Here is a 25,752-nt window from a genome sequence, read left to right on the forward strand (position 1 = left end):
GTCATGCACACCTTCACCGTGTGGGCACCGGCCGCGTCGTCGGTCGACCTGGTCCTGCGGGACGGCGTACTGCCCCTGCGCCCGGCCGCCGACGGCTGGTGGAAGCGGAAGGTGGTCGAGGCTCACCACGGCACCGACTACGCGTTCTCGATCGACGGAAGCGAGCCGCTGCCGGATCCACGCAGCCCGTGGCAGCCCGACGGCGTTCACGGCTTCAGCCGGGTCTTCGACGCGGACCGCTTCGGCTGGACGGACGAGGACTGGATCGGCCGGGATGTGCGCGGCTCGGTCTTCTACGAGCTGCACATCGGGACGTTCACGCCGGAAGGCACGCTGGACGCAGCCGCCGAGCACCTGGATTACCTGGTGGTTCTGGGCATCGAGGTGGTCTCGCTGATGCCGGTCGCCGCGTTCCCAGGTCGCCACGGCTGGGGGTACGACGGTGTCCACCTCTACGCGGTTCACGAGCCGTACGGCGGGCCGGAAGCGTTGCAGCGGTTCGTCGACCGATGCCACGACGCCGGACTGGCCGTGTGTCTGGACGTGATCTACAACCACCTCGGTCCGAGTGGCAACCACCTGGCCGGCTTCGGTCCGTACTTCACCGACCGGCACACGACGCCCTGGGGTCCGGCGGTCAACCTCGACGACACCCACAGCACCGAGGTACGCCGCTGGGTGTGTGACAACGCACTGCGGTGGTTCCAATCGTTCCACGTCGATGCCTTGCGGCTGGACGCCGTCCATGCGCTGGTCGACGACAGCCCGGTGCACCTGCTGGCACAGCTGTCGCTCGAGACCGAGGAGCTGTCCGAAGAACTCGGTCGGCCACTCGGACTGGTCGCCGAGTCCGATCTGAACGACCCACGCGTCGTCGAGCCGGTGGTCGACGGCGGTCTGGGGATGACCGCGCAGTGGAGCGACGACTTCCACCACGCGCTGCACAGCCTGCTGACCGGCGAGCGCTTCGGGTACTACGTGGACTTCGGGGACCCGGCCGTGTTCGCGAAGACGCTGACGCAGGTGTTCCGGCACGACGGCTCGTACTCGACGTTCCGCGGGAAGGACTGGGGGCGGCCGGTCGACCCGGCGAGGCACCGCGGTGCCGAGTTCCTCGCCTATACGTCGAACCATGACCAGATCGGCAACCGCGCGCTCGGTGATCGACCCGCGCTCACGCCGGGCCAGCTCGCGATCGGCGCCGCGCTCGTGGTCACTTCGCCGTACACCCCGATGCTGTTCATGGGGGAGGAGTGGGGCGCCTCGACGCCGTGGCGCTTCTTCACCGACTTCGACGAGCCGGCCCTCGGCGAGGCGGTCCGGACCGGCCGCCGGCGCGAGTTCGCGGCGCACGGCTGGACCGCGGACGAGATCCCGGATCCGCAGGACCCGCAGACGTGGCGAAGTTCGGTGCTGGACTGGTCCGAGCTCGACGACTCACCGCACCACGAGCTGCTCGCCTGGTATCGCCACCTGCTCGCGTTCCGCGCGCGGATGCCGGAGCTGCGCAACGACCGGCTGGACTCGGTCGGCATCTCGTTCGATCCCGGCGGGGACTGGCTGGTCGTGGCACGCGGCAGCCTGCGCGTGGTGGTGAATCTGGCCGCGGCCGGGGCCGTGGTGCCGGTCGACGAGGTCCCGGAGTACCTGGTGATGGCCTTCGGCGCCGGGGAGCTGGTCACCGGCGGTGTCCGGTTGCCGGGTCACGGCGTTGCGATCGTCGCGGTCTGAGAATTACCAACGGCCCCCCAATTCCGGCGCAATCCAACAGAACCTGGCGTTCGAGCCTGTTGATCGATGGTGATTTCCGGAATCGCTTGTGCGCACGCGTCCCGTGACGCAACGTGGAATCGCCAGCAGGGGAAGCCGGGGGGTAGACGGGAGGATCTGAGTGACTATCGGAGGCGTCGATACCTACTACGACTACGAAGAGAAGCAGTGGAAGAGCCGGCGGCTGGGCGGCGGACCGATCCGCCGGGGCCCGGTGTGCCCGGCCCCACGGACCGCGGACCACACGCTGCACGAGCCGCCACCTCGCGAGCGCCATCCGGCCGGCCGCGAGCACGACAAGCCCAAGACCGTCCTCGGCTGAGAGAACGGTGGCAGGACCCGCCAGATCAGGTCACCGCACTCATTCGATCAGCACCACCACAGCGGCCGTCGAGCCGGAACCCGACGGCCGCTGCGGCCTGCCCGGCCACCACACCGAGCCCTGACCCGGCTGACCCGCGTTCGGGAACCGGTCAGTAGCACAAAGCTCGGCAAAGACTGGCCGGGGTCGCGCGCGAGGCCGTTCGGGGGTCGCATAGAGTGACTGCTGTCACCACCGGATCGGAAGGACTGCCGCGATGGCCGATGCAAACGAGCAGGTTCCGGAGAAGCCGCCGTTCCCCGGATTCGACGTGAGCAAGCCGAGTATCGCTCGCACGTACGACTACCTGCTCGGAGGCAAGGACAACTTCGCCGTCGACCGGGCGTTCGGGGACAAGTTCATCACGGACCTGCCCGGCTCCCGGCAGATCGCGCCCGACAACCGGGGCGCCCTGATCCGTGCGGTGCGCGAGATCGTCTCGAACACGCCGGTCCGGCAGTTCGTCGACCTGGGCAGCGGGCTGCCGACCGCGGACAACGTCCACCAGGTCGCCCAGCGGTACGCCCCCGATGCGAAGGTCGTGTACGTCGACAACGACCCGATCGTGCTCGCCCACGGCCGCGCGCTGCTCGCCGAGAACGACAACACCAGCGTCATCCAGGCCGACCTGCGCGACCCGAAGGCGATCTTCGACCACGAGGAGACCCAGCGGCTGATCGACTTCACGCAGCCGGTCGGGGTGATCTTCAGCGCGACCCTGCACCACGTGAACGACGACGAGGACCCGGCCGGCCTGGTCCGGTTCTGGTACGACCGGATCCCGTCCGGCAGCTACGTCTTCATCAGCCACTTCCGCAGCGAGAACGACCCGCGCAGCCAGGAGTTGGAGCAGGTGCTGCAGGGGTCGCTGGGTCGCGGCCGCTGGCGCACCGACGAGCAGATCCTCGCGCTCTACGGCGACGGCTTCACCGTCGTCGAGCCCGGCCTGGTCCCGGCCGTCCAGTGGCGCAACCCGGACGCGCCGGACGAGCTCTCCGACTGGCAGCGGCTCATCGCCGCCGTCCTCGCGGTCAAGGACTGACCTCACCCAGGAACTGTGCCCGGGTGAGGAAGGCGAACTGCGCCGTCCTCGTCGTCCTCGCGGGTGAGTGAGCCCTCGACCGGAGCCAGTTCACCGCGCTGCCACAACGGGAGCTGATCGTGATGATGCGGATCCCCGAGTACGCCGGACGCGCCCAACGGCACGACCCATCCACTCGCCGAGCGATCCGCGAGATCGAAGGCATAGCGGGCCGCGGACCCGCGGATGCACACGTCGGTCAGGCCGGGAAGGCTTGACGTCGACATCACGCAGTGGTGGTCGCCGGACACCCCGAGATCGAACGGCTCCTCGTCCGGCGCGAACACCGGACCGCGCAACGCATGCAGCGGCGACAGCTGATGCGTCTCACCCCACGGCGGCCTGGCCTTGCGGGCGGCCACTTCCTCGAGCGCTTCCCGGGCCAGCCAGCCGACGTTGACGTCCGGGAGCAGGTCGGTCGCGATCAGGTTCTCCAGCGCGAACGAGACGTGCGTGAGGGTGTCCATCCACGGCGTGAACACCTCCGCGCAGTGGGCGTCCTCGAGCATCGTGAAGTGGTCGGTCAGCCGGGAGACGAGCGCCTTGCGGAGTGCGGCGTACGACGAGGCCGTCGTACTCGCGGCGTCCATCCGGCGATCCCAGCCGAGCAACTCGGTGCGCAGGGCAACGGCTTGTTCGGAGAGATTCTCCAGGCCGGGCAGGAGATCCAGGATCGATCCGGCGGATCCGAGGAAGGTGTCGGTGTGGATGTCCGGCATCTCGCCGACCGACCACGTGGGCCGGGAGGCGAGGAGCTCCCGGATCCGGCGGGACCGGTGCGGGGTGGCGAACTCGACGCCCAGCGGTGCCGCGAGCTCACGCGCGTTCGCCATCACGGCCGGCCCGTCGACAGTTGCCCGCGGCATCGGATCGTGCCAGCCGTCCCACTGGTGCTCGGCCTCCCACGCCGGTACGACGCGCAGCCGGTTGCTCTCGTGCCGGCGCGGAACCATCCCGGCCGTCCGATGCAGCAAACCACCGGCGGTGTCTGCCGCCAAGACCACGTTGACCGGCTCCACCCACTGCTCGAAGGCGGCATCGACATCGTCCACGGTTGTTGCTCGGAGCAACTTCGGCAGTACTTCGAAACCCAGTCGGCTGGTCACCCGGGGCGGATACCTCAGACTGATTCCGTCCGAGATGATCGGACCGCGGTCGGTCTCGATCACGTCCACCTCGATCGGGTCGGCCCCACTGACCTCGACCACCTCGGTGTGCACGGCGCACGCAGTCCAGCCCTCCGGGCCGAGGGCCTCCACGCCGGATCCGGTGCGGCGGAGTTGTTCGGCGTACAGGTCCTGGTAGTCGGCCATGGCGTTGGTGATGGCCCACGCGACCATTCCGGTGTGGCCGAAGTGGGCGAGACCCGGGATGCCGGGGACGGCCAGCCCGAGGACGTCGTACTCGGGGCAGGTCAGTTGGATCTGCTGGTAGACGCCCGGGCTCTCGATGTACCGGTGCGGGTCGCCGGCGACGATCGCCTGGCCGGAGGTGGTGAGCGAGCCGGGGATCAGCCAGCCGTTGCTCCCGGACGTGTGCGGCCCTTCCGAGCTGAACAGCTCGAGCGCTTCGTCGCCGAGATGCCGGGCGACGTGTGTCCGCCACAACTTCGAGGGGAACCCGGCGAACAGGACATGCACCGCCAGCCAGATCCCGAGTGGCGTCCACGGCTCCCACTCCTGCAGCGTCAGCCCGGTCTCGGCGAACTCCGGGGCGCGCCGGGCTCCACCTGGAAGCGCGTGGTTGACGCCGTCGACGTACGCCGTGATCCACTCCCGCGTCTCGTCGTCGAGCGCCTCGAAGCAGCGCCGCGCGGTATCGGCGAGCCGGGCCTGCCGGGCGAACACGTCCCACGCCGCCGCCTCGGGACCGAGGAACGCCGCACTCGTCCCGAGGTAGCGCCGCCGCTCGAACTCGATCTGCCAGGCCCGGTCGCGAGCGACGTTGATGCCTTGCAGGTACACGAGGGCAAGGGGGTCTCCGGCTTGCAGGTGTGGTACGCCGTACGTGTCCCGGAACACCCTCGCATTCACAGCGGTCCTCGTTTCAGTCAGGTGAGCCTGCTACCAGACAGCGCTCGGGTCCTGGCGGGCAGCGTAACCTGACGCGCGTGATCAGACGTCTCGATTTGTCCGACCCAGCGGTCGCCGAGCGATTGCTGACGATCCAGCACGCCGCGTACGCCGTGGAGGCCGAGCTGATCGGCTTCGACGGCATCCCGCCACTGCAGGAGGATCTAGCCGGTCTGATGGCGTCGACCGAGCACTGGCTCGGCCGGTACGACGGTGCCGTGCTGGTCGGCGCGGTCGCCTACGAGCTGACCGACGACTCGGTGGACATCAGCCGACTGATCGTCGACCCGGCCTACGCCCGCCGCGGCCATGGTCGTGCCCTGCTCGACCACCTCGACCAGCTGGAGCCGCGACCGGTCAGCCTGGTATCCACCGGCAGCGCGAACACGCCGGCGATCACTCTCTACAAGGCCCGCGGCTACACGGAGACCGACCAGGTCGAAGTCGCTCCGGGGGTGTACGTCACGCAGTTGAGGCGCGTGTCCTGAGCTGCTCGAAGCCGTAGTACACCGCCAGCAGGAAGACGACCAGCAGTGTTGCCTGCGCGGAGATGAAGGACAGCCCGATGCAGGCCGCGTAGATCAAGGTGCCGATCGAGTACCTGAGCAGCGACCTCCGGACCTGGGCGTTCGTCATGTTGTGCTCGACCAGATGCTTGTGCAGGACGTGCCACCAGATCAGGCTGAACGCGATCGCGGCCAGGGTCAGGTTGGTGCTGTAGACGGCTGCGGCGACGCTGGCGTTGATCGAGTCGTCTCTGAGGTGCTCGGCGAACAGACTGGTCGGGAACGGCAGCAACGTGGCCCACAGCAACAGCTGCAGGTTGAGGAACAGCAGCCCACGGTCGGCGCGCTCGATCTGGCGGAACAGCGAGTGGTGGTTGACCCACATCACCCCGAGGATCGCGAAGCTGGTCAGGTACGCCGCGAACTGTGGCCACTCGTGCACCAGTGCCGGCCACAGCCGTTGCCCCTCCTCGAGTTCGGGGCTGTGCAGCTCGAGGACCAGCAGGGTGATCGCGATCGCGAAGACGCCATCGCTGAAGGCTTCCAGGCGGTTGGTCTCGGCAAGGTCAGACTGGGTGCTCACGGCCACCCAGTCTGACCTAGCACCATCAGTCCGTCGACAGAGAAAGCGCTGTCCAGCTGATCGCTGGGAGCGTAATGGTCAGCTTGCCGTCGGCGAGGCTCACCGACTCGTGTGGCTGGGCGGTCACCCGGTCCGGGTGCGCGGCCGAGTTGGTGGCGAGTGGGTCCTCGTCGTGGACGATCACGGCCTCCTCGATCGCGGTGACGCCGGTCCGGCTGACGTCCACGGTGATCTCGACCGGGCCCTCGGTGGACCGGTTCACGGCGAAGACCGCGAGCCGGCCCTCGTCGTACGTCGCGACCGCGTCGACGGCCGGGATGTCGCCGTACTTGGCGGTGCTGACGGTCGGCGAGTCGGCCCGCACCTGGAGCACCTGGCCGGCGGCGAGCCGGGAGGTGATCGCGAACGGGTGGAACGTGGGCTGCCGCCAGGCCGGCCCGCCGGGCTCGGTCATGATCGGCGCGATCACGTTCGCCAGTTGCGCCAGGCACGCGACCGCAACCCGGTCACTGTGCCGCAGCAGCGAGATCAGCAGGTTGCCCACGACAACGGCATCGGTGACGTTGTACTCGTCCTCGATCCGTCGCGGCGCCACCTCCCACCGGTCGTGCGGGCCGTCGGTCCGGCGGGACCGTTCGCCGTACCAGACGTTCCACTCGTCGAAGGAGATGCCGATCTTCTTGCTGCTCTTGAGCTCGGCGCCGACGTGGTCCGCCGTCGCGACCACGGCCTCGATGAAGCGGTCCATGTTCACCGCCGAGGCCAGGAAGGACGCCGTGTCGCCGTCGTCGTTGCTGTAGTACGCGTGGCAGGAGATGTAGTCGACGAAGTCGTACGTCTCCCGCAGGACCTCCCGCTCCCAGGTGCCGAACAGCGGCATCCGCGACGAGGACGAGCCACACGCGACCAGCTCCAGATCGGGCTCGATCATCCGCATCGCCCGTGCCGTCTCTGCCGCGAGCCGTCCGTACTCCGTCGGCGTCTTGTGGCCGACCTGCCACGGGCCGTCCAGTTCGTTGCCGAGGCACCACAGCTTGACGCCGTACGGCGATGCGCCGTGCTGCTCCCGCAGATCGGACAAGGCGGTCCCGCCCAGGTGGTTCGAGTACTCCTGGAGGTCGAGCGCCTCCTGGACTCCGCGCGTACCGAGGTTGAGCGCCATCATCGGCTCGACCCCGGCCTTGGCGCACCAGCGGATGAACTCGTCCAGGCCGAACTCGTTCGTCTCGATGCTGTGCCAGGCGAGGTCGAGCCGGCGCGGCCGTCCTTCGCGCGGGCCGACGCCGTCCTCCCAGCGGTAGCCGGAGACGAAGTTGCCGCCGGGATAGCGGACCACCGAGACGCCGAGCTCGCGGGTGAGCTCGAGGACGTCCTTGCGGAACCCGTCCTCGTCGGCGGTCGCGTGGCCCGGTTCGTAGATACCGGTGTAGACGCACCGGCCCATGTGTTCGACGAAGGTCCCGAAGGTACGGCGGTTCACGGGCGCGATCGTGAACGCGGGGTCGATGGTGAGGTTGGCAGCGGGCACCAGGTTGCTCCTGTCGTGGTGAGTGGTGTCAACCCTTGATGCCTGCGTCGCCGACGCCGCGGACCACATGGCGCTGGAACAGGGCGTAGACGATCAGCAAGGGAAGTCCGCCCAGGACCGCGGAGGCCATGATCTGGGCGTAGCGCAGGCCGTACGAGCCCTGCACGTTGGCCAGGCCGACCGGGATCGTCATCATCGACGGGTCGGTGGTCACGATGAAGGGCCAGAGAAAGTTGTTCCAGGCGCCGATGAACGTGAAGATGCCGACGGCAACGAGGATCGGCCGCGACATCGGCACCATCACGCTCCAGACGATCCGCCACCGGGACGCGCCGTCGACCCGGGCGGCGTCCTCGTAGTCACGGGAGATGCCGTCGAAGAACTTCTTCAGCACGAACACCATCACCGGCGCGACCGCCTGCGGCAGCACGATGCCCCAATAGGTGTCGACCAGGCCGAGCCCGGTCATCTCCTGGAACAACGGCACGATCAGCACCTGCGGCGGGACCAGGATGCCGGCGATGATCAGCCCGAACAGCACCCGCCGGCCGGGGAACCTGGTCCGCGAGAAGCCGAAGGCGGCCAGCACTGACACCACGAGCGTCAGGCCGGTCACCAGGACGGACACGACGCTGCTGTTCAGGAACCAGCGGATCAGATCGCCCTGATCGATGACGCTTTGGTAGGCACCCAGGGTCGGTGCGTTGGGCAACCAGGTGATGGGCGACCGGGTCGTTTCCGGCTCCGGTTTGAGAGAAGTGTCCAAGGCCCACAGGAGCGGGACCAGCCACACGACCGCCAGGATGACGGCCCCGACGATGCTCGCCACCTTCGGAAAGGTCCACGACGTCCTCATTCGCCGGCCTCCTTCCGGCCGGAGAACAGTTTGAACTGCAGCAGCGCGACCACCACGATGACCGCGAAGAACATGTACGAGATCGCCGACGCGTAGCCGATCCGGTAGTTGGTGAAGCCGTTCTCGTAGATGTACTGGATGATCGGCCGGGTCGCGAAGTTCGGCCCGCCGTCGGTCATCAGGTACACCTGGTCGAAGATCTTCAGCGACGCCACCAGCTGCAGGACGACGATCAGCCCGGTGGTCCGGCTCAGCAACGGCAGCGTGATCCGGAACAGCTGCTGCCGCCCGTTGGCGCCGTCGATCGAGGCCGCCTCGTACACCTGGGCCGAAATCCCTTGCAGCGCGGCCAGATAGAGCAGGAAGTTGAACCCCACGGTCCACCAGACGGTGGTGATCACGATCGCGAGCATGGCCCGGTTCTCGGTGTTCAGCCAGTCGATCTCGGCGAACCCACCGGCCGTCAGCAACCCGTTCACCAGGCCGAAGCCGGGCTGGTAGATCCACACCCAGATCAGCGTCACGACGGTGGCCGGCAGGACGAACGGAGCGAAGTACGAGAACCGCAACAGCCAGCCCAGCAGGCCTTTGCGGTTGGCGAGCAGAGCCATCAGGAGCGCGATGATCACCAGCGGCGGCGTACTCATCGCGGTGAAGATCAAGGTGTTCTTCAGCGACGACCAGACAGCCGGGTCGCCGAACATCTCCCGCCAGTTCTCCAGGCCGAGGAACTGGTGCTTGACCCCGGCCAGGCTGGTGTTGAAGAAGCTGTTCCACAGCCCGGACACGATCGGCCAGAGCAGGAAGACCGCGAACAGCAGCAGGAACGGCGCCACGAAGAACAGTCCGCCCCAACGCTCCGTCCACGGGCGGCCAGTGCCCGGCTTCGGTGCGGCCGGTCGGGTGGTACTGAGGGCACGAGGTGGTGTCTGCACAGCCATGATGGCCTCCTTTCAGACCGGGGACGGGGTGTCGAGCAGCTTCTGGGTGGCTGCCTTGAACTGGGCGAGCGCAGCCTTCGGAGTGGCCTGTCCGGTCGCGATCCCGTTGAAGGCCGCGGCGGACTCGTTCTCCAGCTGGGCTCCCGAACCGCTGAACCACGCATCCGGGTCGTACAGCACGTTCGGAGCGACGCTGCGGTACTCCGCCTGCGGCTTGAGGTCCAGGTACTCCTGGCTCGTCACCACCGGCTGGTACGCCGGGATGTGGCCGCCGGCCGCCCACTCGACGCTGTGCTTCAGCATCCAGGCGATGTACTCGATCGTCGCCTTCGTGTCGTCGGCGTTGCGGTGGGCCTGGTGCGGCAGCACGAAGGTGTGCGAGTCGCCCTGGAACTTCGGTACGTCGTACACGACCGGGAACGGCGCCATGCTGAACGGCAGCTTGGCGGTCTGATACGTCGTGACCTCCCACTCACCGTTGAAGCTCAACCCGGCCTCGCCGTTGCTGAACTGGGCGACCAGGGCGGCGTAGTTCGCCGACCGCGGCGTGAGTCCTTCGCTCGCGAGCTTCGCGATCAGGTCCAGGGCCTCGAGCGCCTTGGCGTCGTCGATCACCAGCTCTTTGCCGTCCGGACTGAAGAACTCGCCCTCGAGTTGGCCGTACAGCGTCCACCACAGCCGCCACGGGCTGGTGGTGTCGACGGAGACGGCGTACTTGCCGGTGGTCTCCTTGACCGCCCGGAGCATGTCGAGGAACTCGGTCACGCCCTTGACGGTCCTGATCTTGTTGTCCGGGCCGAGCAGACCTGCCTTCTTGCAGATCTCGAGGTTGTAGTAGAGGACGAACGGGTGCTGGTCCAGCGGAACGGCGTACAGCTTGCCGTCGATGACGCAGCGGTCCCAGGTCGCCGGCAGGAAGTCGGACTGGTGCACGCCGGCAGCGGACAGCAGATCGACCGGGATCGGGTCGAGCATCGTCGTCGGGCTGAATCCCTTCAGCCGGGACATGTGCATGGTCGCGACCTCGGGCGCCCGGCCGCCGGCCGCCGACATCGCGAGTTTGGTGTAGAACGGCGGGCCCCAGGCGAGGGTGGTCGCCTCGAACCGCACGTCGGGGTGTTCGGCGACGTATTGCTGGTGGATCTGCAGCAGGCGGGCGCCGTCGCCGCCGCCGAAGAGGTTCCATTCCCGGACTCTGGGTTTGCTGCCGAGGCTGCCGCAGCCGGTGAGGGCGAGGGCGCTGCCGAGCAGGCCACCAAGTACTGCTCGACGTCGTGGGCGGAGGGGCGGAGGGGAGTCGTCAAGCATCTGCGTGTCCTCCAGGCGGGGGCGGGGACAGGGCGTTCTACATCGGTGTACTACATCGGTGTAGGGATAATGCCCGGGTGCTCCGGGACCGTCAAGACCTCAGCTGGCGCCGAGCGTGGATTCGCGCGTGTGCAGCTCGTACGGCGCGACGATCTCGGCGTGCTCGGAGTCGTCGCCGGCCATTCGCTGGACCAACAGGTCGACCGCGGTGCGGGCGATGTAGATGCGGTTGGGATCGACCGTGGTCAGGGTCGGACTGCTGTAGCTGGCCTCGTCGATGTTGTCGAAGCCCGCCACCGCGACGTCGTCCGGGATCCGAATGCCGTGCGCGGTGAGCGCCCGGACCGCGCCGAGTGCGAGCGTGTCGTTCAGGCCGAGGACGGCGTCGAACTTCTCCCCGGCCGCGAGCAGCTCCTCCATCGCGTCCGCGCCACTCGACCTGTGCCACTTCCCGCCGGACACGGCCAGGTCCTTCGGTACGGGTAGGCCGTACTCCGCGAGCGTGTCGGTGTACGCGCCGTACCGGATGGCGGCCGTGCCGACCTTCTCGCCGGGGCGGATGCCGATCACCGCGATCCGTCGCCGGCCCTGGTCGAGCAGGTGCCGGACGACCGCTTTGGTGCCCTCGACATTGTCGATCATCACGTGGTCGACCGGGCCGTGGAAGATCCGCTCGCCGAGCAGCACCATCGGCGTCGGTGTCCGCAGTTGGTCGACGTCCTCAGGGCCGAGGCCGAGCGGGCTGTAGAGCAGACCGTCGACCAAGTGTCCGCGCGGCCGGGCGAGTGCGGTCAGCTCGCGGTCGCGGTCGGCGCCGGTGGTCTCGATCATCACGGTCAGGCCGTGCTCACCGGCGGCCGCGATCGCCGCGTCGGCGAGCTCGGCGAAGTACGGGTTGCTCAGCTCGGGGACGGCGAGCGCGATGATGCCGGTCCGGCCGGACTTCAGGTTCCGGGCGGAGATGTTCATCTGGTAGCCGAGGGCATCGATCGCGGCGAGCACCCTGGTCCGGGTCTCCTCGCGGATGTACGGATACCCGTTCATCACGTTGGAGACCGTCTTCGGCGACACCCCGGCCTGCCGCGCGACGTCCCGCATCGTCACCGCCACGGCATCACCCCCAACCATCCGGTCATGGGCACACACGGTAATGCACGCGGGCGGGATGTTGCCGTCGCCCGCGTGCTCCGTCGCCGCTGGAGGGCGCTCCGGTCAGCTGTCCGCCGGTTCCTCCGCCGGGTCGTCCGCCGGTTCCTCCGGGGGTGCCTTGTGGGGCGGGCGCCGGGGTGGGTTGGGCTGCGGGCCGAGAGATTTGCCACCGGGGTGGTCGGGGAGCACGCCGTCGTAGTTGGTCAGCTCGAGGCCTTCCTCCTGCAGCGTCTCGTCGATCACCGGGGACGGCTCTTCACCGGGATCCCACCTACCGGGTCTGCGGACAGTCATGACACCCTCCCTGGGACGTGTTTGCACCCACGGTACGTCGGCGCCGTCCCGGCGTCAGGGTGTCGGCGTCAAACGCCGTACGGCGGGCGGTTGAGCGGGGTGAGCTTGATACCCGCCTCGACGGCCTTGGTCAGGATGGCCGCGACCGGGCGGCCGAGGCGGAGGCTGATCACCGAGGGTGGCAGGTTCTCCGCCGCGAGTTTCTCGAACTGCCGGACTTCCTTCGCCGTCCACGGTTCCGCGGCGTTACGGGTGGACTGCGGCAGGGGGTTCATCGATCTGACTCTTTCTCTTGGCTGACGATCTTCCAGTGCCCATCTCGCCCCGCCAAAAACAAACCGTCGTCGCCACGCCCCTGACTGAAAACCTTCATCTTCCGTCCGCCTGGGGCGATTTGCGGCCGTAGAGGACTACCAGCGCACGAGACAGCTGACAGTCGACGGCATCGCAGGCCCAGCCACCTGGACCACCCTCCAAACCGGCAACTAACCCACCCCGCCCACCCCCGATCCGAGCCACTCGACCCACCCCGAGCCGACGCGGCCCAGACCCAAGCCGACCCGACTTTGTGCACCAGATCCGTGTTTTCGCGGCCTGTGGACGCGGCAACGGTGCACAAAGTCGCGGTGCGGGTGGGTCGGCACCCGGCCGACCTCGAGCCGGCCCCGGCCCCCGGCCACGTCGCGCCGACTCCCTCGGGCCGGCCGGCCCCGGCCACGTCGAGTCGTCGCGACACCCGGCCCGCGTCGAGCCGACTTTGTGCACCGGATCCGTGTTTTTGCGGCCTGTGGATGCGGCAACGGTGAACAAGGTCGCGGTGCGAGTGGGGTCGGCACCCGGCCGACCTCGAGCCGGCCGACCGGCCCCCGGCCACGTCGCGCCGACGTTGCACCCGACCCCCGGCCACCTCAAGCCGACGCGGCATCCGGCCCCCGGCCGTTTTTGTGCATCGGATCCGTGTTTTTGCGGTCTCTGGGTGCGGCAATGGTGCACAAAGTCGCGGTTTGGGTGGGTGGGTGGGTCGGCTTGCTGGTCGTGCGATGGGGGCGGGCTCAGCGGTCGGTGGGTGGGCGGCGGCGGGTGGTGGGGTTGGTGAGGGATTGGGGGCGCCAGGCGGCGTCGGTGTCCCAGAGGTCGGTGCCTGGCGGGACGATCTCGTCGATCCGGTCGAGGGTCGCGTCGTCCAGGGTGAGGTCGGCGGCCTTCAGCAGGCCGTCGAGTTGCTCCATCGTGCGGGGTCCGCTGATCACCGACGTGACCGCCGGATGCGTGGTGACGAAGGCGATCGCCAGCTCCGGGAGTAACACTCCGATGCCCTCGGCGACTTCGATCAGGCGCTCGACGGCGTTGTACTTCGCCGCGTTCGCGGGCAGCGACGGATCGAAGCGGTGCGGAGCGATGGCAGCCCGGCCCGACGTGAGGTCGATCGGCTGGTTCTTGCGGATCTTGCCGGACAGGAAGCCGAACGCGAGCGGGCTCCATGTGAGCACGCCCATCCCGAGCCGTTGACACGTCGGCAGCAGCGAGCGCTCGATTCCCCGGCCGATCATCGAGTACGGCGGTTGCTCCGTACGGAAACGCCCGTACCCGCGCCGCTCCGCCACGTGATACGCCTCCACGATGTCCTCGGCCGGGAACGTCGAGCATCCGAACGCCCGGATCTTCCCCGCGCTGACGAGATCGCTGAGCACCCAGAGTGTCTCCTCGATATCCGTCGAGTGATCCGGCCGGTGCACCTGGTAGAGGTCGATCCATTCGGTGCCGAGCCGGCGCAGGCTGTCCTCGACCGCGCGAGTGATCCAGCGCCGGGAGTTCCCACTGCGGTTCCGGCTGTCGTCGTGCAACGGGAAGTGCACCTTGGTCGCGAGTACGACGTCGTCCCGGAGGCCCTTCAGCGCCTTGCCGACGATCTCCTCGGACTCGCCCGTCGAGTACATGTCCGCGGTGTCGACGAAGTTGATGCCCTGGTCGAGGGCGGCGTGGATGATGCGGACACAGTCCTCGTGGTCGGGGTTCCCGACCGCGCCGAACATCATCGCGCCGAGGCAGTGCGAACTGACCTCGATCCCGGTCCCACCCAGCGTGCGATAGCGCATGAAACAGCTCCCAGTCTTGCCGGTCCTGACCGGCGCAACGCTAGAAGCTAGAGCGCTGTCTAGGTCAACGGCACCGCATCCCGCACCACCACCGGTCACCGCGGCAACACCGCCCGAGCCGTCCCCCACGACCCCATCACCGACCGCCTGACGTCGGCCGGCCTACTCCACTGATCCGGCCGCGGCTCCACCTTGAGAACCCACCAACCACTTTCGGCGCCCGAAAGTGGTTGGTGGGTTCTCAAGGTCAATCCGCAGGTGGAGTGCAGCATCGGGGCAGGCGGGCGGGCCCGGGGGGAGAGGTTCGGACAGCGTGCGGCCGAGCCTTGCGAGGTCCGCAGTTCCAACGGCTCCAGAACCGTTCTTGAGCACGAGCCGCCGTCGTCGGCGGCTGGCGACGCTGCTTGCGCACCTGCGTGACTGACGGTTGTGGACAACTCCCGCGGCCGATCCGCGCGGCTGCGTAGGCTGGAGCAATGGGAACTCTTGGGGACTTCGCCGGCCTGTGGGATCCGGAGCCGGGCTGGCTGAACACGGCGTCGTACGGATTGCCGCCGAAGCCGGCCTGGGACGCGTTGCAGGCTGCGCTCGCCGACTGGCGGGTGGGCGCGACCTCCTGGGAACCATGGGACAAGTCGACGACCCGGGTCCGGGAGTCGTTCGCGCGGCTGGTCGGTGCGGACGCCGGCGATGTGTTCGTGGGCAGCACGGTCTCCGCGGCGTTGGCGCCGATCGCGGCGGTGTTGCCGGACGGGGCGAAGGTGCTGACCGACGACGTCGAGTTCACGTCGGACGTGTTTCCGTGGCAGGTCCACGCGGACCGTGGCGTCGAGGTGGTCGCTGTACCAGGGGATGAGTTGGTCGCGGCGATCCGGCCGGGGATCGACCTGGTCGCGGTGAGTGCGGTCCAGTCGTCGACCGGCGCGGTCCTCGATCTGCCCGCGGTTGTTGCTGCTAGCAAGGAAATTGGCGCGCTGGTGGTGATCGACGCGAGCCAGGCGCTCGGCTGGTTGCCGTTGCGAGTGGACGGTGTCGATGCGCTGGTCACACACACGTACAAATGGTTGATGTCGCCACGTGGCGCGACGATCGGGTATCTCTCGCCACGGTTGCAGGAGCGTTGCCGGCCGTCGGCCGCCGGGTGGTACGCCGGTGCCGAGGTGCACGACTCGTACTACGGGACGCGGATGGTGCTCGCCGATGGCGCGCGGAAGTTCGATCAGTCGCCGGCGTGGTTCTCCTTCGTCGGGGCCGCGCCCGCGCTCGAGCTGGTCGAGCAGATCGGCGTCGAGACGATCCACCAGCACAACCTGGAGCTGGCCAACGAGTTCCGCGCCGGTCTCGGGCTGCCACCGGGCGACTCCGCGATCGTGAGCACGCCCCTCCCCGGCGCCCAGGAGGCCTTCGCCTCGGCCGGCATCCGTGCGGCCGTCCGCGACGGGAAGTTGCGCGCGTCCTTCCACATCTACACGACCTCGGCCGACGTCCATCAGGCGCTGACGGCCCTGAAACCACTGCTGTAAGAGCGGCGACCGGGGTTATGGTGCCGCGTATGGACGCTGGACTGAGTATCGGACAGGTTGCGGAACGGACCGGGCTGAGCGTGCACGCACTCCGGTTCTACGAGCGCGAGGGGTTGCTCGCGGACGCCGTACGGCGGGAGTCGAACGGCCGGCGCGTTTACACCGAGGACGATGTCGACTGGCTGGACATGTGCATCAAGTTCCGCTCGTCCGGGATGCCGCTGGACACGATCCGCAAGTACACCGAGCTGGTCCGCCAGGGCTCCGGCAACGAACAGGACCGCCTCGCCCTGCTCCGCAGCCATCAGGACCACGTCACCGCCCAGATCCAGGAGCTCACCGAGTGCCTGCGGGTGATCACCCACAAGGTCGGCGTTTACGAACAGCACCTGGCCGAAGGTACGGCCGAGTGCCTGTGGGTGGCGCCCTCGACCACCAAGGCCAGCGAAGCCTCCTGAACCCCCCCGTTATCAGGACAGCGTTTCTTGCATTGACAGCAGGGTTTTGCGCATGTTCGCGGACAGCTGGTCCAGGCGTCCTTGGATCACCTCGGCGGCCCGCTCGGGCTGCTGCCGCACGCCGGAACGCAGGCCGCTGTCACCAGGTCCATGGGTGAAGGACTGCCGGACCAGCGTCACCCGCCCCTCCGGCTGCAGCTCGTACTCCCAGTGTGCGAAGGGCACATCCTCACCGCCGTAAACGTCCCAGCCGAAGCGCAGCGGTTCGTCGGCGATCGTGACTGTGCAGGTCACGTAGGTCTCGTACCCGTCCGCGAAGCGATTCCGCGCTTCGAAGCGGGCACCGGGGACAGGCCGGTCCGCGTCGTCGAGCCAGGCGCCGTAGCAGCACTCCGGGCTCCACTCGCCGTACCGGTCGATGGCCGTGATCCCCGCCCAGACCGCGTCGACGGGCAGCTTCAGCAACACCTCTGCTCCGGTGGTCGCACCGGTCACTCCGTAGTCGTTCATGTCCGCGACGTCGGAGGCGTACGACCGGGCTCGACATTTAGTGTCTACACCAAGGTCGAGAGGCTGGACACCGCGGTGTAGAGCGCGGCCGGGCCGTCCCCGAGGTAGGCACTCACAGAGCCGGTTTGACGCTAGCGTGATCGGCATGACGGCTGAAGACGACGCGACGAACCGCGAGGTGCTGACAGGCGGCATGGTGAACACGGGCGCGGTCTTCCGTCACGGGGCGCTTGTGGATCGCCCGGCGCCGAGCACCGCGCGTGCCATCCATGCCCACCTCCTCGCACTGAGAGATCACGGCTTCGACGCGGCACCGACCCCCGTCCACCTCACCGAGGACGGCCGCGAGCAGCTGACCTTTCTTCCCGGCGACGTTGCCCTGCCGCCGTTCCCGCCTTGGGCCATGACCCGGAGTGCACTGACGTCGGTGGGGAGCCTGCTGCGGCGCCTCCACGAGGCCGGCGCGGACATCCCCCTCGACATCCACGTCGCATGGCCCCGAGATCTGGCTGATCCGGAGGGAGGGACGTTGCTCTGTCACAACGACGTATGCCCGGAGAACGTCGTCTTCCACGACGGCCGTGCCGCCGGGCTGATCGATTTCGACATGGCGGCCCCTGGGCGGCCGCTCTGGGACGTCGCCATGACCGCCCGCTACTGGGCCCCCATGGTCGACCCGGCATCAGCGGCCGGCTATTACCCTGCCGGATTGGATGCCCCGACGCGACTTCGGATCCTTGCCGACGGCTACGGCCTCTCGCTGCGGGAACGCGCCGAACTGCCGGGCACCATCGAGCAGGCCACCGCAGTATGCCGGGCCTTCGTCGCGCGCCGCGTGGCCGACGGCGACACCATCTATCTCCAAGCACTGGCCGAGCGCGGGGGATGGGAACGCTGGGACCGCATCCAGGAGTGGCTGGTAGATCACCGCGAGAGGTTCACCGCCGCCCTCCTGGAATGACCTGCTCAGCTCGGGAGAACAAGCTCCCCACAGCCTGGTCATACTGGGATCCGGGTGATCCGTTCGTCGCTCGCCAGAACAGTCACTGCTGAGCCACCGCCGTCCGGATCAGCGTGTCGACGACCTCGGCGTACGACATCCCGGCCGCCGCCCACATCCGGGGGAACTGCGACGCCGGCGTGAACCCCGGGAACGTGTTGATCTCGTTGACCACCGGCTCTCCATCGGCCGGTACGAAGAAGTCCACCCGGGCCAGCCCTTTGCACCCGAGCACATCGAAGACATCGATCGCCGTACGCCGCAGCCGCTCGGCCAGCCCGGGTTCGAGCGGCGCGGGTACGACGAACCGCGTGGCGCCGCTGTCGTACTTGGCAGTCGCGTTGAAGAACGGCTCGGCCGGATCAGCGTGGATCTCCAGCGCCGGCGCCGTGTCGATGCGCCCGTCCGGGAACTCCAGCACGGCCAGGTCGATCTCCCGGCCGACCATCTCCCGCTCCACCAGCACGACCGGATCCAGTACGGCGGCATCCGCGATCGCGGCCGACAGCGTCCGCAGATCGGTCGCCCGGGTCACGCCGAAGCTCGAGCCGCCGTTGCCGGGCTTGACGAACACCGGGAACTCGAGGCCGGCCACTTTGATCTTCTGCAGCGCGGCCTCGATGTCGGTCAGGTCCGGACCGCGCAGCGTCACGCCCGGAGTGACCGCGATGCCGTGCGCCATGAGGACCGCCTTGGTGAGTCGCTTGTCCAGCCCAACCGCGCTGGCTGCTACGCCGCTGCCGACGTACGGGATCTTCAGTTGCTGGAAGAAGCCCTGCAGTGTGCCATCCTCACCGCCCTCACCATGCAAGGCGGGGATGGTGACGTCGCACGCCTGCAGGATCTCGATCGCCTCGTGCTGCCCGTCCAACCAGTTGCCCGCGGCATCGATCACCAACGGGATCGCCGTGTGGCCGAGGAGCTCGACCGCCTTCACGACGCCCTTGCCGCTGGCCAGCGAGACCCGGCGCTCAGGACTCGCCCCACCCAGCACCACCGCGACCTTCATCGGATGCCTTCCTCGTAGCGACGGGGGACCCGGGATCCGATGCCGCAGTAGATCTCGTGCGGGATGGTCCCGGCCCAGTCGGCCCAATCAGCGGCGGTCGGCTCGCCACCCAAGCCATCTCCGAACACGCTCACCGGCTCACCGGGCTCAACCGCCAGATCACCGGCGTCGACGACGAACTGGTCCATCGCGATCCGGCCGATCACCGGCATCCGCACACCCCGGCACTGCACACCGGCCCGACGTACGGCGACCCGCGGGATCCCGTCGGCGTACCCGAGCGGGACCAGGCCGATCGTGGTGTCCCGGTCCGCGACGTAGTCGTGCCCGTACGAAACCCCTTCGCCGGCGCGGATCCGGCGTACCTGGGCCAGCTTGCTCGTCAGCCGCATCGCCGGCCGCAATCCGACGCCGACCTCGTCGATGCCGTACAGACCGGCGCCGATCCGGACCAGATCGCCGTCCGGTGCATCCAACGTGATCGCGCCGGCCGAGTTGGCCAGATGTACGACGTCCGGCCGCAGCCCGGCCCGGCGGGCGAGGCTCACCCCGGTCCGCAGGAGCTGTCGTTGCCTCCGGCTCTGCGGGGCATCGGGAGAGTCGCCGTGCGAGAGGTGAGACCAGATCCCGCGGACCGTGACGGCGCCGAGCGCCTCGTAGAGTGCCGCCACCCGGGTGAGCTCGATCCACTGGTCAGGTGCACTGCCCGCGCGGTGGAGTCCGGTGTCCAGCTTGAGGTGTACGAAATGCACAGAGGGGATGGAGACGACGCGCTGGAGTTCGGCGACGGTCGAGACGCTGACATCCACCTCGAGGTCGCCGAGCAGCAGCAGTTCGGTTGCGTCGTACAACCAAGTCAGGATCGGAACGGTCAAGCCCCCGGCGCGTAGCTGCAGCGCCTCGTCGGCGTGGGCCACGCCGAGCCAGGTCGCGCCGGCCTCGACTGCGGCCCGGGCCACCGGTACGGCGCCATGGCCGAAAGCGTCGGCCTTCACCACCGCGAGGATGTCCTGCGGCACCAGCCGCCGGAAGGTCCGGACGTTGTCGCGAACGGCCGCGAGGTCGACGACGGCCTCGGACAGGCCGGCGATCCCACGGACTGCAGGGCGGTGGCGGGACTCAACCAGGTTCATGTCCGTCATTGTTGGTCCCGGCAACGATCTGCGGCATCGGAGTCCGGACGGATGTTCCCTCGTCCGAGCGTACGACCCTGGTAGCACACGCCGCAGTGCCCTGGTCTGACCCACCTCCTCCGGATGAACGATTTCCACCGTCACGCGATAATGGCGGAGTGGAGGCTACGGATCACCTGAAGGCGTCGCTGGTCGCAGCGATCGCGCTGGCGAACGCCTTCGGTTCCGCCACCCGCCAAGGGCGGCCCGCGGTCCCGCCCGAGGCGGACGACATCCGCGCTGTCCTGCGACTGACCACCAACCGCGTCGGCGAGGTGGACGCAGCGGCGTACGCCTCCGGTGGCAAGCAGTTGTACGACGCTCTCAGCCGCCTGCCGGATGTGGATGGGGCCGTCGACCTGGTGAACGACTTGCTCAGGGATACCAAGGCGGCGCCGCAGCTGGTGCGGGATGACGGGGCGCCGTGGCATCTGCACTTCGGCGGGCCCGGGGCGACTGGATGGATCGCCGAGTTCGCGACCGCGGCTGCGATGCTGCTCGGCAGCGATGAGGTCGAGCGTCTCCGCCGGTGCGAGGCGACCCGCTGTGACGACCTGTTCCTCGACGCGACCCGGAGCCGCACGCAGCGGTTCTGCTCAACGGCCTGCCAGAACCGCACCAAGGTCGCCGCCCACCGCGCGCGAACTGCCTGACCCTGTCACCATGGTTGCCTCGGGCAACCAGCCGAGCTTCCGGTAGAGCTGGAACCCGTCGGTGGTCGCCATCAGCAACCCCGTCCGCGCACCGCGCTCCAAGGCCCGCCGGCTGAGCGCGCCCATCACGACGCTGCCCAGCCCACGCCGCCGATGCGCCGGATCGGTCTGGATGTCATGCATCACCGCGTCGCTCCCGACGGTCGCCGCCATACCCCGCGCCGCGACCGTGCCATCCGCCGCGAGCATGCGTACATACTCCAGCGCCCCGTCGGAGCTCACCTCAAGTCGGTACGCCGCTGTTGCCGGTTGCGAGTGTTCACGCAAATCGATCGACATCAGCGTCTTCTGCTCCGCGAACGGCTCCACCCCCGCGGCCGCGAGCCGTCGGGCGATCTCGTCGCCATGCTGCGTGGTCACGGTCAACCAGGTGTCCCCGGACACCTGTGCCGCAAGCCGATCCACGGTGGCCGGATCGTCGCCGAGCGCGAACAACTCCCGCTCGCGTCCGGGCAACCGCAGTACGGCGGCCAGCGCGTCGTCGTACTCGATCACTGGTTCCAGTCCGCGGCAGAGCCGCCAGCCCTCGAGCCATCGCCTCACTGAGTCCATGACCTGGAGTGTAACTGTTTATAGCCTGATAGTCAGTTACTCGATTCCGAGGACGAAGGTCTGGATCGCGACCACCGCGGCGCCGCGAGCCCACTCGGTGAAGTCGGCGGGCTGCAGCACCATCGGCAGTTCCGCGGAGGACGGATGGCGGTCCGCGTGCAGGGCGGCGAGCAGGTCGGCGTGCGCGACTTCGGCGAGCCGGACACCCTCGCCACCGAGGACGACGAGCTCGGGCATGGTGAAGTTCGCGGCCGCCGCGATCAGCTTGCCCAGCGCGCGGCCCGCGCGGCCGATCACCGCGCTCGCCGCGGGATCGCCCTTGGCCGCGAGATCAAGAGCCTCCTCGTAGCCGACTGTCCGGCCGACCGCCGTGCCGACCTGTTCGGTGATCGCGCTGACGGTCAGGAGGCTGAGCGCACAGCCGCGGTGGCCGCGCTCGCAGCGAGGGCCGTCCGGCAGCAGAGGGTAGTGACCGATGGTGCCGATGTCCGTGTCGGGACTGTCGACGGTCAGGTTGTGGACGACCAGTCCGTACCCGACCCCCGCCCCGATCGTCAGCAGCACGAAGCGATCGGCGCTCCGGCCGGCGCCGAACCAGTGGGTCGCCTCGGTCAGCGCGGTGAGGTCGTTCGCGATCACGACCGGGATGCTGGTGTGGGCGGCCACGATCTCGCCGAACGGTACGTCGACCCAGTTCAGGTACGGCCCCCAGCGGACCTCGGTGTTGTTCGCCACCCGGCCGCCGAGGGCCACCCCGAGCCCGGTGATCGGGGTCCCCCCCGGCACCTGGATGGCGAGGTCGTCGGTGAGCTCGAGGACGAGCTCGGCCACCACGGACGGGGTCGGATCGGTCAGCGGACGCTCGGCGCTCGCAATCACCTCGGCACGCAGCGTCGTCAGTACGCCGATCGCCGAGTCGCCGGTGAGTTTGATGCCGACGAAATGGTGGGCGGCCGCGTCGAGGTCGAGTGGCTGCGACGGCCGGCCCACCCGCGCGTCCGTCGGTCCACCGGCCACCTCGACCAGCAGTCCGGACTCGACCATCGGCTTCGTCAGGCGGGTCAGGCTGCCCGGCGACAGGCCCACCCGACGCGACAACTCGGCACGCGACAGTGGCCCGTCCAGCAGGATCTCCAGCGCCACCTGCCGGGAAGGCCCTGAGAGCGGCCGCCACTCACCCATCCCGACAGGGTAACCGCGCGATCGGGCTGGGGACGCCGGGACGTGACCCGGTCCGCCGTTCTGGCCGCACAAGTCCCGGCGTCATGCTCAACCCAAGGGCGCCTAGGTGTCCACACCCCTTGCACAGATGAACCATCCGCGGGCGCCGTACCCAATTCTTCTCGAAGTATGCACCCGATTTCGGCAAATGTTCCCTGGACAACGGTGTCAGATTCGGCCTCGTGCTCTCAGGCCGGACGGCACGAGCGTGTGTCACCGGCCCGGTACGTCGGCCGGCGTACCGGACTAGTGCGGGAGTTTGCGGGTGTCGATCAGGTGCTGGGCGACGTCGCGGAGTTTGGTGTTGTTGTCCTGGGAGTAGCGCTTGAGGATGGCGAAGGCACGGTCGCCGTCGACGTCGAAGCGTTCCATCAGGATGCCCATCGCCTGGCCGACGAGCTTGCGGGCGTCGACGGCCTGGGCCATCGTCTCCTCGTGCCGTGCGGAGGCGACCGCGACCGAGGCGTGCCGGGCGAGGATGTGCGCGATCGCCTCGTCGTCGGCGTCGAAGGCGTCCGCGGCCGGGCTGTACAGGCCGAGCACACCGACCGTCTGGTGGGCCCCGCCGCCGGTGACGAGCGGTACGTCGAGAACGCTGCGGACTCCGAGCGCGGCGACCTTGGCGGCCCACTCCGGCCAGCGGTCGTCGGTGGTCGTGTCGCGGATCAGGACGGTTGTCTTCTCCTGCAGTGCGGTGACCAGTGGTCCGGTCTGGCTGCTGAGCTGCAGGTCGTAGACGTCGGCGACGACCGGGTCCGTGACCGCCGCGACCTCCGGGCGTGAGCCGCGGGCATACAGCGCGACGCCGGCATACGTACAACTCAGTGCCTGCAGGGCGAACTGGACGACCGCTTCGATCGTCTCCTCCACCCCGGGTGCTTCATGCATCTCGATCGCCAGTCGCGCGAACGAGTCCGCGGACGCGCTCATGGCGAGGTATTGCTCGGACACAGGGGACTCCAGTCGTGCTCAAGCCATCGGGCACCCCGTGGCTGGAGTGATCCTCAGGACACATCATGCAGCCCGCAAGCCCCGAACTGTTAGCCGGATCAGCACGGATTTTTCTGGGTCCTTCAACCCAGAACGTTAGAGTGATGCCATGACGGACTTCCCCGCGCTGCTGAGCGGCCGGACCAACTGGCGGCGGGAGTTCGCAGCACCGCTCCGGGCGTTCCTCCGGACCGAGGCGGGCAGCTCCGGCGTCCTCGCCGCGGCGATCGTGGTCGCAATCCTGTGGGCCAATGTCCTGCCCGGGATGTACGACGATTTCTGGCGGACCGACCTGTCGATCGGACTCGGCCACAACGTCCTGAGCATGGACCTGCGGGAGTGGATCAACAGCGGCCTGATGACGCTGTTCTTCCTGGTGGTCGGCCTGGAAGCGCGTCGCGAGTTCGACCTCGGTGACCTGCGTGACCGCAGCCGGTTCGTGCTGCCGGTGCTGGCCGGCATCGGCGGGATGGTCGCGCCGGTGCTCATCTACCTGGCCTTCAACGCCGGCGGCGAGGGCTCGCACGGCTGGGGTGTCGCGATGTCCACCGACACCGCGCTGGCGCTCGGCCTGCTCGCGCTGGTGGGTCGTGGGGTCCCGGACCGCGTCCGGGTGTTCCTGCTGACGGTATTCGTGGTCGACGACCTGCTCGCGCTCGTCGTGATCGCCGTCGTCTACAGCGAGAACATCCAGGTGATGCCGCTGGTGGCGGCCATCGTCGCGTTCGGCGTCGTCCTGGGCCTGGCCCTGTTCCACGTCCGCAAGGCCTGGATGTATGTCGTGCTCGGCGTGATCATGTGGGCCGCGTTGCTCAAGAGTGGTGTGGATCCCGTGGTCGCGGGACTGGCGATCGGGCTGACGGCCTCGGCGTACTCACCTGGCCGGGAGGAACTGGAGGAGGCGTCCGGATTGTTCCGGCTGTTCCGGGAGCAGCCGACGCCCGAGCTGGCGCGCTCCGCGACGATCGGACTGACCGCGACGATCTCGCCGAACGAGCGGCTGCAGTACCTCTACCACCCGTGGACCAGCTACCTGATCGTCCCGCTGTTCGGCCTGGCCAACGCCGGGGTGACGATCGACGCCGCCTTCCTCGGCCGCGCGTACACCGCGCCGATCACGCTCGGCATCCTGGTCGGCTACGTGGTCGGCAAGCCGGTCGCGGTGACGACGGTGTCCTGGCTGCTGGATCGCCTCAGCCGGGGCCGGTTCCGGCCGACGGTCGGCTGGGCCGCGGTCGTCGGCAGCGGCACCATCGCCGGGATCGGCTTCACGGTTTCTTTGCTGATAGCAACGATCGCGTTCGAGGGACCGCAGTTGGCGGAGGCGAAGGTCGGCCTGCTGTCGGCGGTGATCGTCGCCTCGGGGCTGACCTGGCTGGTGTTCCACGGGGCCAAGCTGCTCTCGCCGCCGAAGAAGGCGCTGGCTCTGCTCGGCGACGCGGAGCAGTTGCTCGACCTGACCGACCCGGTCGATCCCGAGCGGGACCACATCCGTGGCCCGGAGACCGCCTCGGTGACCCTGGTGGAGTACGGCGACTTCGAATGCCCGTACTGCGGGATGGCGGAGCCCATCGTCCGGGACGTGCTGCAGGACGACGATCTGCGGTTCGTCTGGCGGCACCTGCCGCTCAGCGACGTCCATCCCCGCGCGCAGATCGCCGCCGAGGTGTCCGAGGCGGCCGCCAAGCAGGGTGCGTTCTGGGAGATGCACGACCTGCTGCTCGCGAACCAGGACAATCTGCAGCCGACGGATCTGATCGGGTACGCCGAGCAACTCGGCCTGGACACCGCGAAGCTGCATGACGACGTGAAGCGGCACGTGGCGGCGGCGCGGGTCGCGCAGGACGTGGAGTCCGCGGACACCAGCGGCGTGTCCGGCACACCGACCTTCTTCGTCAACGGCCAACGGCACTACGGCGCGTACGACGTCGAGACGCTGAAGGCGGCGATCAAGACCGCCCGGGCCCGGGCCAAGATCAGTGCGCGGCGTGGCTGAATCTTGTAGTAGTAGGGCATTTCCGCCACTGTTGCGCACTGCCGGTGATGCCTGACGCTGGTG

At 68.6% G+C, this 25,752-nt stretch carries 26 protein-coding genes; 10 read left to right on the forward strand and 16 right to left on the reverse strand.

Going from position 1 to position 25,752, the window contains the following annotated elements; genetic code table 11:
- The first annotated feature begins 3 nt into the window (after positions 1–3).
- The 3 genes from treZ to OG558_RS15180 all read left to right on the forward strand — a co-directional run bounded on the left by treZ (position 4) and on the right by OG558_RS15180 (position 3,173).
- Positions 4–1,731 (forward strand): malto-oligosyltrehalose trehalohydrolase, encoded by a 1,728-nt coding sequence (treZ, locus tag OG558_RS15170; protein ID WP_405070840.1) that lies wholly within the window; start codon positions 4–6, stop codon positions 1,729–1,731.
- A gap of 160 nt (positions 1,732–1,891) precedes the next feature.
- Positions 1,892–2,092, forward strand: coding sequence for a hypothetical protein (locus tag OG558_RS15175; protein ID WP_329483870.1), 201 nt, complete (start codon positions 1,892–1,894; stop codon positions 2,090–2,092).
- A gap of 256 nt (positions 2,093–2,348) precedes the next feature.
- The gene (locus OG558_RS15180) at positions 2,349–3,173 is read left to right on the forward strand and encodes an SAM-dependent methyltransferase (RefSeq protein ID WP_329483871.1); all 825 of its coding nucleotides are present in this window, start codon (positions 2,349–2,351) and stop codon (positions 3,171–3,173) included.
- Positions 3,174–3,175: 2 nt separating this feature from the next.
- Here OG558_RS15180 and OG558_RS15185 read toward each other — a convergent pair whose 3' ends face one another.
- On the reverse strand, positions 3,176–5,245 hold the full coding sequence (locus OG558_RS15185; protein WP_405070841.1) for a penicillin acylase family protein: 2,070 nt from the start codon (positions 5,243–5,245) through the stop codon (positions 3,176–3,178).
- 77 nt (positions 5,246–5,322) lie between these two features.
- On the opposite strand from OG558_RS15185, the gene OG558_RS15190 reads away from it, so the two are divergent.
- Positions 5,323–5,772 (forward strand): GNAT family N-acetyltransferase, encoded by a 450-nt coding sequence (locus OG558_RS15190; protein ID WP_405070842.1) that lies wholly within the window; start codon positions 5,323–5,325, stop codon positions 5,770–5,772.
- On the opposite strand, the gene OG558_RS15195 is transcribed toward OG558_RS15190, so the two are convergent.
- From OG558_RS15195 to OG558_RS15230, 8 genes are all read right to left on the reverse strand, one after another.
- A complete protein-coding gene (locus OG558_RS15195) occupies positions 5,747–6,373 on the reverse strand; it encodes a TMEM175 family protein (protein ID WP_405070843.1) in 627 nt (208 codons plus the stop codon). The two genes, OG558_RS15190 and OG558_RS15195, sit on opposite strands and share 26 nt — an antisense overlap.
- Before the next feature lie 25 nt (positions 6,374–6,398).
- Complete coding sequence (locus OG558_RS15200; RefSeq protein ID WP_329483875.1) at positions 6,399–7,901, reverse strand: alpha-N-arabinofuranosidase; 1,503 nt, start codon at positions 7,899–7,901, stop codon at positions 6,399–6,401.
- 28 nt (positions 7,902–7,929) lie between these two features.
- The gene (locus OG558_RS15205; RefSeq protein ID WP_405070844.1) at positions 7,930–8,757 is read right to left on the reverse strand and encodes a carbohydrate ABC transporter permease; all 828 of its coding nucleotides are present in this window, start codon (positions 8,755–8,757) and stop codon (positions 7,930–7,932) included.
- Complete coding sequence (locus OG558_RS15210; RefSeq protein ID WP_405070845.1) at positions 8,754–9,698, reverse strand: carbohydrate ABC transporter permease; 945 nt, start codon at positions 9,696–9,698, stop codon at positions 8,754–8,756. The genes OG558_RS15205 and OG558_RS15210 overlap by 4 nt, the downstream gene beginning before the upstream one ends.
- A gap of 12 nt (positions 9,699–9,710) precedes the next feature.
- Positions 9,711–11,006: an extracellular solute-binding protein gene (locus OG558_RS15215; protein ID WP_405070846.1), complete on the reverse strand. Its 1,296-nt coding sequence runs from the start codon at positions 11,004–11,006 to the stop codon at positions 9,711–9,713.
- A gap of 99 nt (positions 11,007–11,105) precedes the next feature.
- Complete coding sequence (locus tag OG558_RS15220; RefSeq protein WP_405070847.1) at positions 11,106–12,116, reverse strand: LacI family DNA-binding transcriptional regulator; 1,011 nt, start codon at positions 12,114–12,116, stop codon at positions 11,106–11,108.
- A gap of 102 nt (positions 12,117–12,218) precedes the next feature.
- Positions 12,219–12,449 carry a hypothetical protein gene (locus tag OG558_RS15225; RefSeq protein ID WP_329483880.1) on the reverse strand — a complete coding sequence of 77 codons (231 nt, stop codon included), beginning with the start codon at positions 12,447–12,449 and terminating at the stop codon, positions 12,219–12,221.
- 68 nt (positions 12,450–12,517) lie between these two features.
- On the reverse strand, positions 12,518–12,724 hold the full coding sequence (locus OG558_RS15230) for a hypothetical protein (protein ID WP_329483881.1): 207 nt from the start codon (positions 12,722–12,724) through the stop codon (positions 12,518–12,520).
- Positions 12,725–12,833: 109 nt separating this feature from the next.
- On the opposite strand from OG558_RS15230, the gene OG558_RS15235 reads away from it, so the two are divergent.
- Positions 12,834–12,938, forward strand: coding sequence for a peptidoglycan-binding protein (locus tag OG558_RS15235; protein ID WP_405072169.1), 105 nt, complete (start codon positions 12,834–12,836; stop codon positions 12,936–12,938).
- Positions 12,939–13,501: 563 nt separating this feature from the next.
- On the opposite strand, the gene OG558_RS15240 is transcribed toward OG558_RS15235, so the two are convergent.
- The gene (locus OG558_RS15240) at positions 13,502–14,545 is read right to left on the reverse strand and encodes an aldo/keto reductase (protein ID WP_405070848.1); all 1,044 of its coding nucleotides are present in this window, start codon (positions 14,543–14,545) and stop codon (positions 13,502–13,504) included.
- 476 nt (positions 14,546–15,021) lie between these two features.
- Here OG558_RS15240 and OG558_RS15245 point away from each other — a divergent pair, with 476 nt between their 5' ends.
- Positions 15,022–16,068 carry an aminotransferase class V-fold PLP-dependent enzyme gene (locus OG558_RS15245; protein WP_405070849.1) on the forward strand — a complete coding sequence of 349 codons (1,047 nt, stop codon included), beginning with the start codon at positions 15,022–15,024 and terminating at the stop codon, positions 16,066–16,068.
- 29 nt (positions 16,069–16,097) lie between these two features.
- Positions 16,098–16,526: a MerR family transcriptional regulator gene (locus OG558_RS15250; RefSeq protein ID WP_328525589.1), complete on the forward strand. Its 429-nt coding sequence runs from the start codon at positions 16,098–16,100 to the stop codon at positions 16,524–16,526.
- A gap of 12 nt (positions 16,527–16,538) precedes the next feature.
- Here OG558_RS15250 and OG558_RS15255 read toward each other — a convergent pair whose 3' ends face one another.
- Positions 16,539–17,036, reverse strand: a complete 498-nt coding sequence (locus OG558_RS15255) for an SRPBCC family protein (RefSeq protein ID WP_405070850.1) — start codon at positions 17,034–17,036, stop codon at positions 16,539–16,541.
- A gap of 145 nt (positions 17,037–17,181) precedes the next feature.
- Here OG558_RS15255 and OG558_RS15260 point away from each other — a divergent pair, with 145 nt between their 5' ends.
- Positions 17,182–17,997, forward strand: coding sequence for a phosphotransferase (locus OG558_RS15260; protein ID WP_405070851.1), 816 nt, complete (start codon positions 17,182–17,184; stop codon positions 17,995–17,997).
- Between the two features lie 82 nt (positions 17,998–18,079).
- Here the strand turns inward: OG558_RS15260 and OG558_RS15265 are convergent, their stop codons facing one another.
- Together OG558_RS15265 and alr are read right to left on the reverse strand one after the other, a co-directional pair.
- On the reverse strand, positions 18,080–19,045 hold the full coding sequence (locus OG558_RS15265; RefSeq protein ID WP_405070852.1) for a D-alanine--D-alanine ligase: 966 nt from the start codon (positions 19,043–19,045) through the stop codon (positions 18,080–18,082).
- Positions 19,042–20,178, reverse strand: coding sequence for an alanine racemase (gene alr, locus OG558_RS15270; RefSeq protein ID WP_405070853.1), 1,137 nt, complete (start codon positions 20,176–20,178; stop codon positions 19,042–19,044). The genes OG558_RS15265 and alr overlap by 4 nt, the downstream gene beginning before the upstream one ends.
- A 158-nt stretch (positions 20,179–20,336) precedes the next feature.
- Between alr and OG558_RS15275 the strand changes: the two genes are divergently transcribed.
- Entirely contained in the window at positions 20,337–20,870 is a 534-nt protein-coding gene (locus tag OG558_RS15275) for a CGNR zinc finger domain-containing protein (RefSeq protein WP_405070854.1), read from the forward strand.
- On the opposite strand, the gene OG558_RS15280 is transcribed toward OG558_RS15275, so the two are convergent.
- The 3 genes from OG558_RS15280 to OG558_RS15290 form a co-directional block, all read right to left on the reverse strand.
- On the reverse strand, positions 20,814–21,482 hold the full coding sequence (locus OG558_RS15280; protein WP_405070855.1) for a GNAT family N-acetyltransferase: 669 nt from the start codon (positions 21,480–21,482) through the stop codon (positions 20,814–20,816). The two genes, OG558_RS15275 and OG558_RS15280, sit on opposite strands and share 57 nt — an antisense overlap.
- Positions 21,483–21,518: 36 nt before the next feature.
- A complete protein-coding gene (locus OG558_RS15285) occupies positions 21,519–22,664 on the reverse strand; it encodes an ROK family protein (RefSeq protein ID WP_405070856.1) in 1,146 nt (381 codons plus the stop codon).
- 285 nt (positions 22,665–22,949) lie between these two features.
- The gene (locus OG558_RS15290) at positions 22,950–23,633 is read right to left on the reverse strand and encodes a GAF and ANTAR domain-containing protein (protein ID WP_329484837.1); all 684 of its coding nucleotides are present in this window, start codon (positions 23,631–23,633) and stop codon (positions 22,950–22,952) included.
- Positions 23,634–23,802: 169 nt separating this feature from the next.
- Between OG558_RS15290 and nhaA the strand changes: the two genes are divergently transcribed.
- Positions 23,803–25,689 carry a Na+/H+ antiporter NhaA gene (gene nhaA, locus OG558_RS15295; RefSeq protein ID WP_405070857.1) on the forward strand — a complete coding sequence of 629 codons (1,887 nt, stop codon included), beginning with the start codon at positions 23,803–23,805 and terminating at the stop codon, positions 25,687–25,689.
- The last annotated feature ends 63 nt before the right edge of the window (positions 25,690–25,752 follow it).

This window comes from Kribbella sp. NBC_01510, from assembly GCF_045040325.1.
GTDB lineage: Bacteria > Actinomycetota > Actinomycetes > Propionibacteriales > Kribbellaceae > Kribbella.

What these genes read in the sequence shown, in the direction of transcription:
- treZ (WP_405070840.1), top strand. Translation starts at nt 4, where the DNA reads ATGCACACCTTCACCGTGTGGGCACCGGCCGCGTCGTCGGTCGACCTG.
- OG558_RS15180 (WP_329483871.1), top strand. Translation starts at nt 2,349, where the DNA reads ATGGCCGATGCAAACGAGCAGGTTCCGGAGAAGCCGCCGTTCCCCGGA.
- OG558_RS15205 (WP_405070844.1), bottom strand. Translation starts at nt 8,757, where the DNA reads ATGAGGACGTCGTGGACCTTTCCGAAGGTGGCGAGCATCGTCGGGGCC.
- OG558_RS15210 (WP_405070845.1), bottom strand. Translation starts at nt 9,698, where the DNA reads ATGGCTGTGCAGACACCACCTCGTGCCCTCAGTACCACCCGACCGGCC.
- OG558_RS15215 (WP_405070846.1), bottom strand. Translation starts at nt 11,006, where the DNA reads ATGCTTGACGACTCCCCTCCGCCCCTCCGCCCACGACGTCGAGCAGTA.
- OG558_RS15225 (WP_329483880.1), bottom strand. Translation starts at nt 12,449, where the DNA reads ATGACTGTCCGCAGACCCGGTAGGTGGGATCCCGGTGAAGAGCCGTCC.
- OG558_RS15230 (WP_329483881.1), bottom strand. Translation starts at nt 12,724, where the DNA reads ATGAACCCCCTGCCGCAGTCCACCCGTAACGCCGCGGAACCGTGGACG.
- OG558_RS15240 (WP_405070848.1), bottom strand. Translation starts at nt 14,545, where the DNA reads ATGCGCTATCGCACGCTGGGTGGGACCGGGATCGAGGTCAGTTCGCAC.
- OG558_RS15245 (WP_405070849.1), top strand. Translation starts at nt 15,022, where the DNA reads ATGGGAACTCTTGGGGACTTCGCCGGCCTGTGGGATCCGGAGCCGGGC.
- OG558_RS15250 (WP_328525589.1), top strand. Translation starts at nt 16,098, where the DNA reads ATGGACGCTGGACTGAGTATCGGACAGGTTGCGGAACGGACCGGGCTG.
- OG558_RS15255 (WP_405070850.1), bottom strand. Translation starts at nt 17,036, where the DNA reads ATGAACGACTACGGAGTGACCGGTGCGACCACCGGAGCAGAGGTGTTG.
- OG558_RS15260 (WP_405070851.1), top strand. Translation starts at nt 17,182, where the DNA reads ATGACGGCTGAAGACGACGCGACGAACCGCGAGGTGCTGACAGGCGGC.
- OG558_RS15265 (WP_405070852.1), bottom strand. Translation starts at nt 19,045, where the DNA reads ATGAAGGTCGCGGTGGTGCTGGGTGGGGCGAGTCCTGAGCGCCGGGTC.
- alr (WP_405070853.1), bottom strand. Translation starts at nt 20,178, where the DNA reads ATGAACCTGGTTGAGTCCCGCCACCGCCCTGCAGTCCGTGGGATCGCC.
- OG558_RS15280 (WP_405070855.1), bottom strand. Translation starts at nt 21,482, where the DNA reads ATGGACTCAGTGAGGCGATGGCTCGAGGGCTGGCGGCTCTGCCGCGGA.
- OG558_RS15285 (WP_405070856.1), bottom strand. Translation starts at nt 22,664, where the DNA reads ATGGGTGAGTGGCGGCCGCTCTCAGGGCCTTCCCGGCAGGTGGCGCTG.
- OG558_RS15290 (WP_329484837.1), bottom strand. Translation starts at nt 23,633, where the DNA reads ATGAGCGCGTCCGCGGACTCGTTCGCGCGACTGGCGATCGAGATGCAT.
- nhaA (WP_405070857.1), top strand. Translation starts at nt 23,803, where the DNA reads ATGACGGACTTCCCCGCGCTGCTGAGCGGCCGGACCAACTGGCGGCGG.